Raw genomic sequence first — 17,721 nt, 5'->3', positions numbered from 1 at the left:
GGAGAAAAGACGATGTGGTATTTTGCTTGGATTCTCGGTATTTTGATGGCATGTTTTGCAGGTGTACTTAGTGCGCTTTACATCGAACATCATCAAGATCTAGATGAGGAATAACAAATGACTGATGCTGCTGTAGAAAAATCACTTGTAGAAAAGAAGCCAAATAAATTTGCAATGGTCATTTCCTGCCTGTTAGCTTTTCCTTTGGCAGCCGTGTTACTTGTACATCCTGCTGCCATGCTGGATGACAATGGTGGATATAGCCATCGAGCGCTGATGTTCATCATGATAGGTATTTCAGGTGGTTTTGTGCATGGTGTGGGTTTTACACCACACCATTGGTTCTGGAAATGGCTTTTTAGCCCCTTCCTCGCTTGGCCACTCATGTTATGGGGCTACTACACATGGTTCCTACATTAATTAATATCTAAATAAAGCCCTCACTTGAGGGCTTTTTTTAGATTGAAACCATCAAAACTGTTTTAAATGATACGCTAGTGCTAATTGTTCTTATTTTAATGGGCATTAAATCTCATAAAGAAGTAAACAAAGATTCCTATCTCAGTTAGACACTTTAAATGGGTTCTAACATTTAGAGTTCGTATAATCGCCATTATGTTAAATGAGTTAGTAACAGAAACTTATTTTTTCCAATTTGGTAGATAATCTAGTCACGAGTAGATATTGTAATCGAAACTTTTCTATCAAATATATAACATATCCCTATCCCTATTAGAGATGCGATGATTGCCAATACTACGTCTTCATTACTTGATAAAAGCTGTATAAAAAAACTAATGAATATCAAAAATATAGAATAAATTGATGCGAGCGTTAGTCTATTTTTTGTTGAAAATTTATAAGCTAGGATTGTAGCTATTGTAAAACTTATATAAATAAAAATATCTTCATTTATAGTCAGTTCATTAGTTATGCCTACAAGTACGAAGGCAATCAAAGGAAACAAGATAAACTTAATCATTATAGTATACTAAGAGTTTATTACATTGAAATATAACTGAAATAAATTAAGTTGGGTATTTTATTAGTCAACTATTATACTGGCAGTTTTATGATTTATAGCTTACTAATTCATTGTAAAAGGTAAAATTGATAGTGAAATTTAAAATTCCAATATTTATAGCAATTTTAATAACTTATGCGACTAATGCCCAAGCTATTGATCAAGAACAAGCTAAAAATCAATTTTCAGCTAATACCCAATATGCGGAGACTCAACTCTCTGATATTTATAATGTGATTCGTTATAAAAGTAAAAAACTACAACTAGAAAAAGAATCTTTTAATGTCAGAAAAAAAATTTCGAATACGACAGATCATAATGTGCTTACAAATCTTTATTGCATTGATCTTAGGAGTATTAAACAACAAAGAATTGATATTGAAATAGAAAATGATCCAATTGGTAGTAAAAATGATGAAATTTTAGATTTTGAAAAGAATAACTTACAAGAGTTAATCACTTCATGTCGATCAAATAATGTACTTAAATATCATATAAAAGAAAATAGAATATTTGAAACCTATTTGCGTTGGTATCCGCAAATGATAAAAAATCAGGAAGATGAGTTGAGTCGGTACAATGAACTAAAGAATTCATTTGAAGAAGTAATTATTACTAGAAAGCGCTTAATTAATGAAGAAGATCAAGTAGCTCGATATAACTTGATTTGTCAAAATTACAGACAAAATTTTAAAGATCTCCAAAATAATTTCTCTAAATGGAATACACCAAGTACAGTTAAAAAGAGTAGAGATTTTTCAGGTTTAGAGAATAATTTAAGAGATGTAGTAGTTAAGCTAGATAATTATTGTCGCTAGTTGATTAAGTAATTTTTCTAAAATTAACATAATACACGTTATACGAAATTCTTTAAATTTATTTTTAAATTTCAGTGTTTTATGTCGATGTAAAAAAGCCCAAGTATGCGTACTTGGGCTTTTTTGTTGATTCTCCACGTTCCACACCTATTCTTTAATTAATGCTCCACACTTTTATTTAGTTTAAGTTAAGCTTAAAGAAGAAAAAATATTCACTCTCGCTACACTCAAACAAATTTACAAATATGAATCACCAAGCCAAGATCCAATGCTTAGTTTTAATCCTATTACTATAATGAAAATATAAGGCAGATTAAACTCAACACATCTAACCCATAAAAAAACCGGATATAAATCCGGCTTAATGTAATGCATTCATTTAACGATGCGTATGTATCGACATCACAATCCCCATCCCTGCGAGCATTGCAATCACGGCTGTACCACCATAACTCATGAGCGGTAAAGGGTCACCTGTTACCGGTAAAATCCCACTGACCATACCCGAGTTTAAAAATACAAAAAAGAAGAAAGTTAATCCTATCGCTCCTGCATAGAGTCGTCCAAAATTATGGAAGCAATTTAGTCCAATAATCAAACAGCGAACAATAATTGCTGTAAACAAACTAAATAAAAGAAATACACCAATAAAGCCAAACTCTTCAGCATAGGTCGACATGATAAAGTCAGTATGATGCTCTGGCAGATAGCCCAAGTGCGACTGCGTCCCTTCGGTATAACCCTTACCCATTAAACCGCCTGAACCAATGGCAATTTTAGACTGAATAATGTTCCAACCTGCACCAAGCGCGTCAGATTCTGGGTCAAATAGCGTCAGCACACGTTTTTTCTGATATTCCTGCAAAAAGAACATCCAGAGTACAGGTGCTGCAATCGCAAAAGCGGTTAAAGCAGCTGCAATCAAACGCCAAGACATTCCACTTAAAAATAAAACAAAAATACCCGGAATAATCAAACCAATATTCAAGTCAGGCTGTAAAGCGACCAATGCAAATGGAATCAATAATAAAATTAACGCCCCGACAATTTGTAAAAATTTCGGTGGAAAAGGTTTTCGCGCAAAATACCACGCCATCATGAGTGGCATGGCAAATTTCATAAACTCACTCGGCTGCATACTGCCGATACCCGGCAAGCTAATCCAGCGTTTCGCCCCCATCCTTTTTTCACCAATGACCAAAACCAACAACAGTAAAAATATACCGATGGCATATAAGTACGGACTCATAGATTGGTAAACTTTGGGTGGAATTTGCGCGCAGATCAGCATCACAATAAAGCCAACACCAAAACTTGTGGCTTGGCGTAGTACCATTCCAGAATCTTCCGCGGTCGCACTATAGACAACCATCAGCCCCAATATTGCATTGAGTACCAAGAAGCAAAGTAACCACGGGTCTAAATGAAGTTTAGCCCATCGAGAAGAATCGTGTTTTATACTGCGGCCATCGCGTAATGACTGACGTAAAAAACGATACTGTTGAGAAGGGATCATTGCGAAACAGATCTAAAAAGGATGCGGGAATTATAGATTAAAGCGACAGTAAAAATCACTGTCCCTTAAATATTCCTTGAAATAATCATCTATTCACTTGAGACGCTAAAATTAAACGTGCCAATTCCAAGTCATCAGGATAGGTAATTTTAATATTGTCTGAACGACCCTGCACGACATTGACATGCTCACCAACAAATTCTAAGGCACTTGCTTCATCTGTGATGGTCGCACCAGCGGCAAGCGCTTGTTCAATGGCATTTTTAAGCACACCCAATTTGGCAATTTGTGGTGTCTGCGCTTGCCATAAAGTTGAACGATCTACCGTTGTTGATATAAGTGGTGCCGTTTCAACTCGTTTTAAGGTATCGCGTACGGGAATGGCGAGAATCGCACTTTGCTCAGTTTCTACTGCCGATTGAACTAAATTTTCTAAACTCAACTGAGAGACACATGGTCGTGCTGCGTCATGAACAAACACCCAATCATTATCATTGGCAATCTTAGATAGATATTGCAATGCATTGAGTACAGAATGCACACGCTCTGCACCGCCTAAACAAAAATGAGCCTTCTCTTGATTAGTGAGTGCCAAGGTCTGAGCAACATTATCTTGCTCACCTATAGCCAATACATAACCCGTCAACGGCAATTGGTTGAGACGTGCAACTGTATGTTCAAGCACAGTTAGACCCGCAATGTTTTGATATTGTTTTAGTTCAGTTTTAGAAAATCGACTTCCTGAACCAGCAGCAGGAATAATAGCCCACAATTTAAGGTTCGGGTGGAAGTTCGGCTGGTTCTGACTCATTGGTACGTAGGTCTACTTTTGCGTTTGGATCAATATAAATTGGTTTGTACTGAGTACTGATCGTACTCATCTGCACGAAAGTTTCATGCGGTTTAATTAAACCTAAATCAAGACGAGCATGCTCTTCAATAGCTTCAACGCCATTTTTTAAATCGTATACTTCAGCGGCAAGCACGCGATTTCGTTCTTTTAATTCGTCATTGAGTTCGACTTGTTGTTGTATTTTCTGACTCAGTTGTTGATGTTGATGATAACCACCTTCACCGAACCAGTATAAATATTGAAACCCTGCGATCAAAAAGATCGCAAGGCCCAACAATGCTTTACTCGCTTTGGAGTCAAATACATTTAACATAGATAGCATGATCTGCTTAGTTCAAACCTTTGAACTCAGCTTTACCGCGATATGCAGCATTAGTCAATTCTTCAATACGAAGTAATTGGTTATATTTCGCTACACGGTCAGAACGGCAAAGTGAACCAGTTTTGATTTGACCCGCTGCTGTACCCACTGCAAGATCCGCAATAGTTGAATCTTCAGTTTCACCAGAACGGTGTGAAATAACAGTAGAGTAACCATTTGCTTTCGCAAGGTAGATTGCATCTAGAGTTTCAGTCAATGTACCGATTTGGTTGTACTTGATCAGAATAGAGTTACCCACTTTTTCGTTGATACCACGTTGAAGAATCTTAGGATTCGTAACGAATAGGTCATCACCAACCAATTGGATTTTGTCGCCAAGGATTGAAGTAAGGTAAGACCAACCTTCCCAATCAGACTCGTCTAAACCATCTTCAATTGAGATGATTGGGTATTGTTTTGCAAAACCAGCAAGGTAGTCAGCAAATTGGTTGCTTGTGAATGCTTTATTGCCTTCACCTGCAAGGATGTATTGACCATCTTTGTAGAATTCTGAAGATGCACAGTCAAGCGCAAGCATAATGTCAGAACCCGCTTTGTAGCCAGTTTTTTCAATTGCTTCAAGAATTACTGTAATTGCTTCTTCGTTAGAACGAAGGTTCGGTGCAAAACCACCTTCATCACCAACTGCAGTATTTAAACCTTGTTTCTTTAAAACTGATTTTAAAGAGTGGAAAATTTCAGCACCAGCGCGTAAAGCTTCAGAGAATGAAGTAAAGCCAACTGGCTCAATCATAAATTCTTGAATGTCTACGTTGTTGTCTGCATGTGAACCACCATTTAGGATGTTCATCATTGGAACAGGCATAGTCAAAATGCTGTTATTACGAAGGTCTGCGATGTATTGGAAAAGTGGAATTTTCTTTTCATCAGCAGCAGCGCGTGCAGCAGCTAGCGATACCGCTAAAGTTGCGTTCGCACCTAATTTTTCTTTGTTTTCAGTACCGTCAAGCGCGATCATTGTGTTATCAATGTCTTTTTGTTCGAATACTGATTTACCCAACAATGCATCACGAATTACTGTGTTAACGTTGTTAACCGCAGTTTTAACGCCTTTACCTAAGTAACGAGCTTTGTCGCCGTCACGAAGTTCTAAAGCTTCACGAGAACCAGTTGAAGCACCAGATGGTGCACATGCACGGCCTACAACGCCAGAGGCTAAGATTACGTCTGCTTCGATGGTAGGGTTACCACGAGAGTCCAAAATTTCACGTGCACGAATGTCAACGATTTGGCTCATGAACAATTCCTCAGTTGATTAATAAAAATGATGCGTCAAAAGTGACGCATCAATGTGTATCGAATTAGTGTGTGTCTAACTTTGCGAAACCTTTGACTAAGGTATCGAGTTCTTTTAACTGTGCCAAGAAAGGTTCCAACTGTGACATGCGTAGCGCACATGGACCGTCACATTTGGCATTTTCTGGATCTGGATGAGCTTCTAAGAACAAACCAGCTAAACCAGTCGCCATACCTGCACGTGCCAATGTCGTGATTTGTGCACGACGACCACCTGCAGAATCCGCACGACCACCCGGCGTTTGAAGCGCATGTGTAACATCAAAGAACACAGGGACATTCATTTCTTTCATGATGTCAAAGCCCAACATGTCTACAACTAAATTGTTGTAACCAAATGCTGAACCACGTTCACAAAGAATCAGTTTGTCATTTCCTGCTTCCAAACACTTATGCAGAATATGACGCATTTCGTGTGGTGCGAGGAACTGTGCTTTTTTGATGTTAATGATGGCATCAGTTTTCGCCATCGCTTCAACAAGGTCAGTCTGACGGCTTAAAAATGCAGGAAGCTGGATAATATCCGCAACTTCAGCAACAGGCGCAGCTTGGTATGGTTCATGTACGTCGGTAATAATCGGCACATTAAAGTGTTTTTTAATGTCAGCTAACCACTCGATTCCTTTTTCCAGGCCTGGGCCACGGAAAGAGTTCAAGCTTGAACGATTGGCTTTATCAAAACTTGCTTTAAACACATACGGAATATCCAAGCGTTTGCAGATATCCACATAGGTTTCAGCAATTTCAAAAGCAAGGTCTTTTGACTCAAGTACGTTCATGCCGCCGAATAGTACAAATGGCAAATGATTTGCCATTTGTATATCGCCTAAACGTACAATTTCCTGTGGTTTTAATTGTGACATTTAAACTCTTCCTGGTTTAGTCAAAAACACATTATTTCGCTTTTTGGTACTGCTTTTTAGCAGCATCAATAAAGCCTGCGAATAATGGGTGTCCATCACGTGGTGAACTTGTAAATTCCGGATGGAATTGTACAGCAATAAACCAAGGATGTTCAGGAATTTCAACAGTTTCAACAAGACGTTGCACTGGAGAATAACCTGAAATCTTCATGCCTTTTTCTTCAAGCATTGGGATATAACGGTTGTTCATTTCATAACGGTGACGATGACGTTCAACGATCTCTTCAGAACCGTAAACTTGTGCAGTTTTTGTACCTGCAACCAATTCAGATTTTTGAGCACCCAGACGCATTGTGCCGCCTAAGTCAGAATCTGCATTACGTTGTTGAACTTCACCGCGCTCATCTAACCATTCAGTGATTAAACCAATCAATGGTGATTTTGTAGAACGGTTAAATTCAGTTGAAGTTGCATCGCTAATACCCGCAACGTTACGCGCATATTCGATCACAGCCAACTGCATACCTAAACAGATACCAAGGAATGGCACACCGTTTTCACGTGCAAAACGAATCGCTTTCATTTTGCCTTCTGTACCACGTTCACCGAAGCCACCCGGCACTAAGATTGCATCCGCGTCTTTTAATACGTCGTTTACATCTTGGCTTTCAAGTTCTTCTGCATTGACGTAGTCGATTTGAACTTTCACACGGTTTTGAATACCCGCATGTAAAAGTGCTTCGTTTACAGATTTGTATGCATCTGGAAGTTCAACGTATTTACCAACCATCGCTACACGAACTGTATATTCAGGGTTCAGTAATGCATCTACAACGTTATCCCAGTCTGTAAGATCAGCTTCTGGAAGATCGTTATAACCAAAACGTTCACAGATTAAATCATCAACGTTTTGTTCATAGAAAGTACGTGGAATTTGGTAAATCGAACGCGCATCTTTACATACAACAACTGCACGTGCTTCAACGTTAGTGAACAGTGCAATTTTGCGTGTTGTATCTGCATCAACATCATGTTCTGTACGGCAGATCAGAATGTCTGGTTGAATACCAATCGACAAAAGCTCTTTTACAGAGTGTTGAGTTGGTTTAGTTTTTAATTCAGCAGCTGACTTAATGTATGGGAGTAAAGTTAAGTGCATTAACATTGTGCGCTTATGACCTAGTTCGACCATAAGTTGACGTACAGATTCCATGAATGGGAGAGATTCAATGTCACCTACTGTACCGCCGATCTCAACGATCGCAACGTCATAGCCTTCACCTGCGCGAAGAACACGTTCTTTAATATTGTCAGTAATATGTGGAATAACTTGAACTGTACCACCGAGGTAGTCACCACGACGTTCTTTATTCAAGACATCTTGGTACACTCGTCCTGAAGTAAAGTTGTTCAGTTTGGTCATTTTCGCACGACGCAAGAAACGTTCGTAATAACCCAAGTCTAAGTCAGTTTCAGCACCATCCTCTGTGACAAAAACTTCACCGTGTTGGAATGGACTCATAGTCCCTGGATCGACATTAATGTATGGATCCATTTTTACCATGGTTACTTTTAAACCACGGGCTTCTAAAAGCGCAGCCACTGATGCAGCTGAAATACCTTTACCTAGTGATGATACAACACCACCAGTAACGAAAATAAAATGGGTCATTAAGTTTCTCGTACAATGGAGCCTAAATTGGCCTACAATGTTGTGCGATTTTACTTTACTCTGTACCAAGAAAGCAAAGTCATTACGCATCAATTCATAGAACAATTAACAATTGGCTATTGTAACAGCAATTATCATAAAAATTTAGAGTAAGTTCTTATCATTTCTATATTCTTATTTGCTGTTATAATGCATTTATCCAATCCACACTTTTTTTGTTTTGTGTAATTATGAATAAGAAACTTTTAATCTGCGGTGCAATCGCAACAGGTCTACTTCTTACAGCATGTGTAAAAAAAGAAGCACCAAAAGAAGAAGAACAGGAACAGGTTGAAGTTGCAACATCTGAACCAACAGCATCTGTACCTACACAATTAGAACCAGTTGAAGAACAACCAGTTGTTGAAGAAACGACTCAACAGCAAGTTGAAGTGATTCGTGAAGAGACACCGAATACAACAACTGAAATTCGTCGTGAACCTACTCCTCCTGCAGAAGCTCCTGCTCCAAAAGCAGAAGCACCTAAAGCAGCAGAAAAACCTGCGCAAGCTACTCAACCTAAACAAAACTCTGGTTCTGCACAGTCTGAAGATGACGCCGTTGCCGCTGCCATTGCTGCTGCAACACCAGCTTTAGAGAACTAAGATCGAAGTTTTATCAAACCAATGATCAAAAAACCCGGCAATTGTCGGGTTTTTTTTATTGTTTCTATGTAAATAAAATATGTACCCAACAATGCACTGTTTTTTCTCACAACTATTCTTGTAATTTTTCAGCTAAATATTCAATAAATAAACGAACACGTTTCGGTAAATGCTCTTGTTGATAATAGACAGCATGAATAAGCTGTTCATGTGGCTCAATTTGATCGTCTAAAAGTTGTACCAATCGTCCTTCTGCAATATCTTTTTCTAACATAAAAATCGAAAGACAAGCGATGCCCATCCCATGAATCGCAAGCTCGCGTATCGTTTCACCATTTGATGCCTTAATATTTGGTCGGATCGTCAAAGGTTTCCCTGCGACTTGGATCGGCCAAGTATTCATATGGGTAATTTGACTAAATCCAAGTAAAGCATGTGCGGTTAGCTCTTCAGCATTTTGCGGACGTCCATGCTGCTGAAGATATTCAGGACTCGCCACCAAACACAGTCGACTCTTATAGATGAGTTTTGCATGTAAACTGGAGTCGTTTAATTTTCCAAAGCGAATTGCGACATCTGCTTTATGCTCTAATAAGTCAATCACTTGATCATGATTCACCAATTCAATCTGTATATGCGGATAACGTGCATTAAATTCTGGAATCAAGGGAACGATCATATGCAGAATAAACGAAATAGCAGAATCAACTCGCACCAAACCCGAAGTATCTGCATCTAATTTCAGCAGAGAATCTTCCGCTTCGCTCAAATCATTCAATATCCGCCGTGTTTTAGCTAAAAACAATTGCCCCTCTTGCGTCAGCTTAATTTTGCGGGTTGTTCGTTCTAACAGGGTTACATTTAATTTAGATTCCAGACGCTGTAATGCGCGGCTGACACCAGATGCTGTTTGATCTAATCTTTCTGCTGCTTTGATAATAGAGCCGCTATCTACAATAACAGTAAAAGCCTGCAGCTCCTCAATGGTCGATTTCATTGCATATTCTAATTCGTGATTTTTAATCAATAATATATTCCAAACTCATGCATTTTTCTTCATTAAAATTAGCAGCACAATAGCATCAATTCAAAAAAGAGAATTCCTGATGATTGTTCCCCAATTTGGTGTCGGTACCTTCCGTTTGGCAGGTGAAACTGTCATTCACTCAGTTAAAACAGCCTTAGAGCTTGGATATCGTGCTGTAGACACCGCACAAATTTACGCTAATGAAGCAGAAGTAGGCCAAGCACTCCATGAAAGTCAGGTCAATCGAGCTGATATTTTCTTAACCACGAAAATTTGGACTGAAAATTATGCTGCCGACAAACTGATACCCAGCCTAAAGGACAGCTTAATTAAATTAAGGACGGATGCAGTTAACCTCACACTTATTCATTGGCCTGCACCTGCACTTGGAGTCAATATTCCTGAATTAATGGGACATTTACTTGAGGCAAAAAAACAAGGTTTGACTGAACATATTGGTGTATCTAATTTTAATATTGAGCTCACTCAACAAGCCATTGATCACATCGGGCTGGAAAATATTGCAACCAATCAAATTGAACTCAGTCCATATTTGCAAAATCAAAACTTAGCCAATTATCTGCAAGCGAACAATATAGATGTCACATCCTATATGACTTTGGCCTATGGCAAAGTTTTGCAAGACCCAACGCTGTTAAACATCGCGACCGAACACCAAGCTACTTCAGCTCAAATTGCACTCGCATGGGCACTGCAAAAAGGTTATGCCGTGATTCCATCGTCAACCAAACCTGAACATTTAATCAGTAATTTAAAAGCTCAAGAGATTCATTTAACACCTGAACAGATGCAGGCCATTGCCATACTCGATAGAAATGCGCGTGAAGTGAACCCACCTGAACTTGCTCCAGTGTGGGATATTTAATATGAAATTCAATTTTCCATTAATTGCATTAGCCTTAGGTGCTTTTGCAATTGGCACAACAGAATTTTCACCGATGGGTTTTTTGCCTGAAATCGCAGCAGATTTATCGGTTTCCATTCCTCAAGCGGGCTTACTGATTAGTGCCTATGCCGTTGGCGTCATGATTGGTGCACCCGTTATGACTTTATGGCTTGCACGTTTTTCAAAACGTACATCACTCATGTTATTAATGACAATTTTCACCCTTGGCAATCTGCTTGCCACAGTTGCGCCAGATTATTTAGGTTTAATGGCTGCGCGTTTAGTGACGAGTTTGAACCACGGCGCCTTTTTTGGCTTAGGCTCTGTCGTCGCAGCAAGTGTTGTTCCAAAAGATAAACAAGCCAGTGCTGTAGCCATGATGTTTATGGGGTTAACCATTGCGAATATTGGCGGTGTTCCGCTCGCAACGTGGGTAGGGCAAAATATAGGTTGGCGTATGTCTTTTGCGGCCATTACCTTACTGGGCATCATCACCATGTTGGCATTATGGAAAGCACTACCCCATCAGCAACAGACCGAAAAACCTGATGTACGAGCAGAGTTAAAAGTATTAACACGCATTCCTGTTGTTTTAGCACTGCTGACCACGGTCATGAGTGCTGGAGCTATGTTCGCGCTCTATACCTATATCGCACCGAGCTTAAAAGTCTTTACCCATGCAAGCCCTGAGCTTATCACTTTCATGTTGGTCTTAATCGGGATCGGATTTTCAATCGGCAACCATTTCGGTGGTAAGTTTGCAGATCAATCCTTAGATAAAACCTTGATTGGCTTTTTAGTCTTACTCATGCTGATGATGCTGTTATTTCCAATTTTAGCAACCACCACCATTGGCGCGGCGATTGCATTAATCATCTGGGGAGCAGCCGCCTTTGCAGTCGTGCCACCTTTACAAATGCGTGTTATGACAGTAGCTCACGATGCCCCTGGCCTTGCTTCTTCTGTAAATATTGGTGCATTTAATCTTGGAAATGCATTGGGTGCAGTCGCAGGTGCCGCAGTGCTAAATCTAAACTTAAGCTATGCTGCAGTATCTTATGCAGGCGCGACACTGAGTGCTGTAGCGTTAATTTTAGTATTGATTCAAATGAAGCTTAAACCTCAAACATCTGCATGTTGCGCACAAGCTGAGTAACATACAAAAATAGCCTATCAACAATAGGCTATTTTGTTTCTAGTTCGCATATAACTTTAAAAAATCTGCCATCAATTTGGTTGCCCATGAATGGGTGTCGACTAAACCCTCATAATAACCACAGTGACTGCCTTTTTTGGTGGTCACCACCACAACATTCGGCAAAGAACGGATTAATTTTTTATAGGGTTCAAAGTTTTGAATGTGGCAAACTGGATCATCTTCCGCATTTAAAATCATCAATGGAATTTTAAGATTTTCAAATACATAAATTGGGTTGGTGGATTTGGCATAACTTTCATAATCAGTAAAACCCGCCATTTGAAAATATGTACGTTCAAACTGCGCCAGATCTTTACTTTTTAGGACTTCAATTATAGATGGAGTCGTTGACCATATTGCAGAATAGGGTTCTACAAATTTCTGAAAGAGCTTTTTCGTCATCATTTTACTGTAAAAAGGATGTACATTTTTAAAGCCAAGCTCAGTGTCATAGCCCGGACATAAAGCAAAAGCCGCTTTAAGTGGTGTTTCCTCACCTTGTTCGCCTAAATAGCGGACCAATAACCCCGTTCCTGCAGATGAACCGACGCCAAATAAATTCGATTCGGGAAATTTCTGCTGAATAAAGGCAATCTGTTCACGCAGGTCATCGGTTGAACCAAATAAGTTTATTTTGGCAACAGGCATAGGTAAATTGGCATGACCACGCCTTAAACACAGTGCAATACGCCAACCAGTATATAGATGAAGATCCCGAACCACTTCTCGCATACTTTCAGGCGTTCCCGTAATCGTATGCATGAGCACCACGGTTGGTACATCTGCAGGCAAATCTAAGCCCAACCATGCAATGGCTGTGATTCCACCATCAGCCATGGTTAGTTGCTCTATGGCGTCGTATTTGAGCTTTACTTGGCGCTTTTTAATGACATCAAAATACAGTAAATGTGCATGAGTATTCGACAACCAAGGCGTAGGACGATATTTTTCATGTAGTTGCTTTAACTTCGGCAGCACATCTTTCATTTGCCCTTCAGGATGATAATAAAGCTGTGGTAATTCTGCACCAATTGCATGATCTACAAAGTTTAAAAGAGCCTGACGCCCTTTATGCATCACATTATTCATTGACCTTACCTTCACCTCGCTTCGCACCACAGCAAATCATTTCAATCTTTTCACTTTGACTAACAATGCCCAGTAAAAAAATGTATCTACAAAACCATATCTCGCTAGCAATATTTGTTTGCTTAAGCCTCAAAAGCAAAAAGCATGACAATATCCATCATGCTTTTTATCATTCTGTGATGAGCATTTAAAATCAGCAGATTTAAGGCTGATATTGCATAATGCGCTCACCCATTTTCGCCGCCAATGCTTCCAAGCCACTTTTTGGACGAAGCATGACTTCAAAATCAATCATCTGACCTTGTTCATTAAACTGAATCATGTCGATCCCTTTTAACTTTTTCTCGCCAACATTGGCAGAAAACTCAAGTACAATATTGAGGCCATCCTCACTATAAAACTCACGGTGGTAAGTAAAATTTTCAAAAATTTGAATCACATTGGTCAAAATAAAAGTTACTACAGGCTTACCTGGATATGGGTTAAACGCGACAGGTGAACGAAACACCACATCCTCTGCCAAGAGTTCATTTAAAATATTCATATCCCGTGTGTTAAGCATTTCGTGCCAACGTGCAACAGATTTTTTTGTTGTTTCAATAGTCATGTTTATGTCCTTTTTTTTGATGAATCATTTCCCTTTCCTCAAACTCCTCTCCCAAATGGAGAGGAAGCACGACAACTGCATATTAAATTGAATGAAGTTGTCGTGGTTTAGCATGAGGCTGATTAAATCACCGCAGCCAAATCTGCACCTTGACGAATGGCACGTTTAGCATCTAACTCACCTGCTTCTTTCGCACCACCAATCAAATGCACATTTTTCCCATCTGCTTGTAGCTGTTCATACATCGCGGTATAGGATTCCTGACCTGCACAAATCACCACATGATCAACATCTAAAATACGTGGTTGACCATCAACGGTAATATGCAAACCTTGATCATCAATTTTGTCGTAGCTTACACCCGCAATCATTTTCACATCACGGTGTTTCAAACCCGTACGGTGAATCCAACCTGTGGTTTTACCTAAGCCAGCACCGACCGATTTAGCCTTACGCTGCAATAAATACACTTCACGCGGCGATTCTTCGACGTCTGGATGTTTCAAGCCACCAACTTGTGCATAAGTGGTATCAATTCCCCATTCATCATAAAATTTCTCAGGATTGAGGCTACCGCTTTCACCTTCATGCGTTAAATATTCAGCCGTATCGAAACCAATACCGCCTGCACCAATGATTGCTACACGTTTGCCAACAGGGTGACGTTCACGTAATACCTGTAAATAGCTCAATACTTTTGGATGATCAATACCATCTATATCTAACTGACGCGGTGTTACACCCGTCGCCACCACGATGTCATCAAAATCAGACTGAGCTAATTCTTCATACGTTGCTGTATGGTTCAATACCAATTTAATCTGAGGCAATAGTTCTATTTTACGTTTGAAATAACGCAGCGTTTCATAAAACTCTTCTTTACAAGGAATCGTTTTCGCGATATTGAACTGCCCACCAATTTGGCTCGATGCTTCAAAAATAGTTATGTTATGACCACGCTCTGCAGCATAAGTTGCAAAGCTTAAACCTGCAGGTCCCGCACCAATCACAGCAATATTTTTCACCTGTGCAGATTCTTTAAAAATCAGTTCAGTTTCATAGCAAGCTTGAGGGTTAACTAAACATGTTGCAATTTTCATCGAGAAAATATGATCTAGGCAGGCTTGGTTACAAGCAATACAGGTATTAATTTCATCACTACGACCTTGTTCTGCTTTTTCCACAAAACGTGGGTCTGCTAGCATTGGACGTGCCATGGACACCATATCTGCATCACCCGAAGCAAGTACGTGCTCAGCCATTTCAGGAGTATTGATACGGTTTGAGGTGATTAAAGGAACATTCACAAGACCTTTTAATTTCTTGGTCACCCATGTAAATGCAGCACGTGGCACTTTGGTTGCAATGGTCGGAATACGCGCTTCATGCCAACCAATACCGGTATTGATAATAGTTGCACCGGCTTTTTCAATGGCTTTTGCAAGTTGCACAACTTCTTCGAAAGTCGAACCACCTTCAACCAGATCCAGCATAGAAAGACGGTAAATAATAATAAAATTTTCACCGACTAATTCACGCGTACGACGCACGATCTCAATTGGAAAACGAATCCGGTTTTCATAACTGCCACCCCATTCATCATCACGGTGGTTGGTACGTGCAGCAATAAACTCATTAATTAAATAACCTTCTGACCCCATGACTTCTACACCGTCATAACCCGCTGTCTGTGCTAACTGAGCACATCGAGCAAAATCATTGATCGTGCGTTCGACGTCTGCTTTGCTTAAAGCTTGCGGTTTTACTGGGTTAATTGGTGCTTGAATAGATGAAGGTGCAACATTATTGGCCTGATACGAGTAACGACCTGTATGCAAAATCTGCATCGCAATTTTACCGCCAGCATCATGTACCGCCTGCGTAATCACTTTATGTTTTTCTGCTTCTTCTAAAGAGTCTAATTTTGAACCACCAGCAAATGTCACACCATCATCATTGGGAGAAATACCACCGGTTACAATCAGACCTACACCGCCTTTCGCACGTTCTGCATAAAAAGCTGCCATGCGTTCATAGCCACCCGGTGCTTCTTCAAGGCCGATATGCATAGAACCCATCAATACACGGTTCTTTAGCGTTGTAAAACCTAAATCTAGTGGTGCCAATAAATTTGGATAATTTGACATTTTTTCTCCTTAGCGTGCTGAAAAGCTGGCTATTTTTATCTTCACTTGTATACGAGCTTTCTCTTTCCATCTACGTATACAATATTTTTGCAACTTGTTGCACTAATTTATATGCGAGATTTGATTTTTATGCAACATGTTGCATAATAAAAAGTACAAAACTATTTTGACTGAGCCATATATGTCTTTAGCCCATGTTTTACTCACGAGCTTACTTGAAAAACCGAGTACAGGAATCGACCTTGCACGCCGTTTTGACCGCTCTATGGGCTTTTTTTGGAATGCAACACATCAGCAAATCTACCGTGAACTCAATGGCATGCTGCAAAAAGGCTGGATCAGCACCATTGAAGATGAGCACAGTACAACCCGTAAAAAAACTTACCAAGTTGAACAGCTTGGACGTGTTGAATTAGCCAATTGGATGGTTGAGCAAAGCCCTCCGGCTCAATTACGTGAAGAGTTGATGGTTCGTTTACGTGCAGAAGCTCAGCTGGGTACAAATGGCGTATTACCCGAATTAGAACGTCATCTAGAAATTCACAAAGAAAAACTAAAAGTGTACCAGTCTATTTTTGCAAAAGACTTTGCACATGCGCATGATGAAGACCGTACTTTGTACATTCATAAAATGATTTTACAGCTTGGGATTGATTTGGAAATCGGTTGGATCAAATGGCTTGAAACCATCATTCCACAGTTGCATAAATTTAATCGCTAAAACAAAAAAATAAATAGGAAGCCGCATGCCGCACTATACAATGCCAGATCAACAACAACTGTATGTTCGTGAATATGGTCAAGGAGAACCCATCCTGGTTTTATCTGGACTCGGCATGCAAAGTTGGCAATGGCACCCTTTTCTATATCAACACCGAAAACACTTTAAATTTATCATTCCAGACTGGCGTGGATTTGGCGGCTCTAAACATTGTCAAATTCCGAATACGGACACCATTTCAAGCCATTGGCGAGATATTGACAGCTTAGTTTCCCAGCTTGGTTACGATAAAATCACGGTGATTGCTTACTCCATGGGGGCAACGACCACCATGCACGGTTTAAAATACGGTCAGTTTGCCGAAAAAATTAAACGTTATTTGCACATCGATCAAACGCCTAAAATTAGAGTAGATGAAGATTGGCAATATGGTTTATATGGCAAACGTCACACTGAGTTTTTAAGTATTTTAGAAGACATATCGAAGGTACTTGTAACTAACCTCTCCGTGCCATTTGCACAGCAGATGAATAAACATGACCGTCAAGGTCTGGTCGATGCTTGGTTAAGATTCATAGACTTACAAAATAGCAATCCTTATGCATTATCCGCTTTCCGTTTTGCATACCAACAACCAACTTTACAGAAGCTGATGTTACCTTCACAAAGTGTGGCCTATTTATATTGGTATATTCAAAATTATTTAAACCATACTGAAGATTATCGTGAAGCCATTGCCGCACTCACCGCACCGACGACTTTTTTCACCGGTGCAAAATCGATCCTCTATCCTGCCCAAGGTCAAAAAATTATTGCTGACAGCCTAGTCAATGCTGAGCAGATTATTTTTAAAAAATCGGGACACACTCCATTAATCAGTGAACCGGTCAAATTCAGCCGTGAAGTCACCAAGTTTTTAAAACAAGCGGTCTAATAACACTAAATAAAAAAAATAGG

The 17,721-nt window shown here is 39.6% G+C and carries 18 protein-coding genes; 8 read left to right on the top strand and 10 right to left on the bottom strand.

The window, feature by feature from the left end; all coding sequences use genetic code 11:
• The first annotated feature begins 12 nt into the window (after positions 1 to 12).
• From cydX to LXF01_RS07510, 3 genes are all read left to right on the top strand, one after another.
• Positions 13 to 114: a cytochrome bd-I oxidase subunit CydX gene (cydX, locus tag LXF01_RS07520; RefSeq protein WP_002120988.1), complete on the top strand. Its 102-nt coding sequence runs from the start codon at positions 13 to 15 to the stop codon at positions 112 to 114.
• Between the two features lie 3 nt (positions 115 to 117).
• Positions 118 to 420 (top strand): cyd operon YbgE family protein, encoded by a 303-nt coding sequence (locus tag LXF01_RS07515; RefSeq protein ID WP_078188516.1) that lies wholly within the window; start codon positions 118 to 120, stop codon positions 418 to 420.
• Positions 421 to 1,116: 696 nt separating this feature from the next.
• Positions 1,117 to 1,842 (top strand): hypothetical protein, encoded by a 726-nt coding sequence (locus tag LXF01_RS07510; RefSeq protein ID WP_233945318.1) that lies wholly within the window; start codon positions 1,117 to 1,119, stop codon positions 1,840 to 1,842.
• A 379-nt stretch (positions 1,843 to 2,221) separates the two neighbouring features.
• Here LXF01_RS07510 and rodA read toward each other — a convergent pair whose 3' ends face one another.
• From rodA to LXF01_RS07480, 6 genes are all read right to left on the bottom strand, one after another.
• Positions 2,222 to 3,358 (bottom strand): rod shape-determining protein RodA, encoded by a 1,137-nt coding sequence (gene rodA / locus LXF01_RS07505; RefSeq protein ID WP_111884954.1) that lies wholly within the window; start codon positions 3,356 to 3,358, stop codon positions 2,222 to 2,224.
• Between the two features lie 85 nt (positions 3,359 to 3,443).
• A complete protein-coding gene (ispD, locus tag LXF01_RS07500; protein WP_233945317.1) occupies positions 3,444 to 4,169 on the bottom strand; it encodes a 2-C-methyl-D-erythritol 4-phosphate cytidylyltransferase in 726 nt (241 codons plus the stop codon).
• Positions 4,132 to 4,524, bottom strand: a complete 393-nt coding sequence (locus tag LXF01_RS07495; RefSeq protein ID WP_078188520.1) for a septum formation initiator family protein — start codon at positions 4,522 to 4,524, stop codon at positions 4,132 to 4,134. The genes ispD and LXF01_RS07495 overlap by 38 nt, the downstream gene beginning before the upstream one ends.
• A gap of 16 nt (positions 4,525 to 4,540) precedes the next feature.
• Positions 4,541 to 5,830 (bottom strand): phosphopyruvate hydratase, encoded by a 1,290-nt coding sequence (eno, locus tag LXF01_RS07490; protein ID WP_120373219.1) that lies wholly within the window; start codon positions 5,828 to 5,830, stop codon positions 4,541 to 4,543.
• A gap of 64 nt (positions 5,831 to 5,894) precedes the next feature.
• Entirely contained in the window at positions 5,895 to 6,752 is an 858-nt protein-coding gene (gene kdsA / locus LXF01_RS07485) for a 3-deoxy-8-phosphooctulonate synthase (protein WP_078188522.1), read from the bottom strand.
• Between the two features lie 31 nt (positions 6,753 to 6,783).
• Positions 6,784 to 8,424, bottom strand: coding sequence for a CTP synthase (locus tag LXF01_RS07480; protein ID WP_180145865.1), 1,641 nt, complete (start codon positions 8,422 to 8,424; stop codon positions 6,784 to 6,786).
• 230 nt (positions 8,425 to 8,654) lie between these two features.
• Between LXF01_RS07480 and LXF01_RS07475 the strand changes: the two genes are divergently transcribed.
• A complete protein-coding gene (locus LXF01_RS07475; protein WP_233945316.1) occupies positions 8,655 to 9,068 on the top strand; it encodes an internalin in 414 nt (137 codons plus the stop codon).
• 112 nt (positions 9,069 to 9,180) lie between these two features.
• On the opposite strand, the gene LXF01_RS07470 is transcribed toward LXF01_RS07475, so the two are convergent.
• A complete protein-coding gene (locus tag LXF01_RS07470; protein ID WP_180133199.1) occupies positions 9,181 to 10,065 on the bottom strand; it encodes a LysR family transcriptional regulator in 885 nt (294 codons plus the stop codon).
• A 106-nt stretch (positions 10,066 to 10,171) separates the two neighbouring features.
• Between LXF01_RS07470 and dkgB the strand changes: the two genes are divergently transcribed.
• Both dkgB and LXF01_RS07460 read left to right on the top strand, forming a co-directional pair.
• Positions 10,172 to 10,981 (top strand): 2,5-didehydrogluconate reductase DkgB, encoded by an 810-nt coding sequence (gene dkgB / locus LXF01_RS07465; RefSeq protein ID WP_233945437.1) that lies wholly within the window; start codon positions 10,172 to 10,174, stop codon positions 10,979 to 10,981.
• Between the two features lies 1 nt (position 10,982).
• Entirely contained in the window at positions 10,983 to 12,158 is a 1,176-nt protein-coding gene (locus LXF01_RS07460; RefSeq protein ID WP_233945315.1) for an MFS transporter, read from the top strand.
• 39 nt (positions 12,159 to 12,197) lie between these two features.
• Here LXF01_RS07460 and LXF01_RS07455 read toward each other — a convergent pair whose 3' ends face one another.
• The 3 genes from LXF01_RS07455 to LXF01_RS07445 all read right to left on the bottom strand — a co-directional run bounded on the left by LXF01_RS07455 (position 12,198) and on the right by LXF01_RS07445 (position 16,043).
• Complete coding sequence (locus LXF01_RS07455) at positions 12,198 to 13,289, bottom strand: YheT family hydrolase (RefSeq protein ID WP_233945314.1); 1,092 nt, start codon at positions 13,287 to 13,289, stop codon at positions 12,198 to 12,200.
• A gap of 202 nt (positions 13,290 to 13,491) precedes the next feature.
• Complete coding sequence (locus LXF01_RS07450) at positions 13,492 to 13,896, bottom strand: nuclear transport factor 2 family protein (protein ID WP_180102480.1); 405 nt, start codon at positions 13,894 to 13,896, stop codon at positions 13,492 to 13,494.
• A gap of 122 nt (positions 13,897 to 14,018) precedes the next feature.
• Positions 14,019 to 16,043: an NADPH-dependent 2,4-dienoyl-CoA reductase gene (locus LXF01_RS07445; protein ID WP_233945313.1), complete on the bottom strand. Its 2,025-nt coding sequence runs from the start codon at positions 16,041 to 16,043 to the stop codon at positions 14,019 to 14,021.
• Between the two features lie 181 nt (positions 16,044 to 16,224).
• On the opposite strand from LXF01_RS07445, the gene LXF01_RS07440 reads away from it, so the two are divergent.
• Positions 16,225 to 16,764, top strand: a complete 540-nt coding sequence (locus LXF01_RS07440) for a PadR family transcriptional regulator (protein ID WP_078194002.1) — start codon at positions 16,225 to 16,227, stop codon at positions 16,762 to 16,764.
• A gap of 25 nt (positions 16,765 to 16,789) precedes the next feature.
• Positions 16,790 to 17,698, top strand: coding sequence for an alpha/beta fold hydrolase (locus LXF01_RS07435; protein ID WP_233945312.1), 909 nt, complete (start codon positions 16,790 to 16,792; stop codon positions 17,696 to 17,698).
• The last annotated feature ends 23 nt before the right edge of the window (positions 17,699 to 17,721 follow it).

It is taken from the genome of Acinetobacter sp. SH20PTE14, assembly GCF_021391555.1.
Lineage (GTDB): Bacteria > Pseudomonadota > Gammaproteobacteria > Pseudomonadales > Moraxellaceae > Acinetobacter > Acinetobacter amyesii.
Note: the sequence above shows the minus strand (reverse complement) of the source record. Positions and strands in the feature narration are given on the sequence as shown.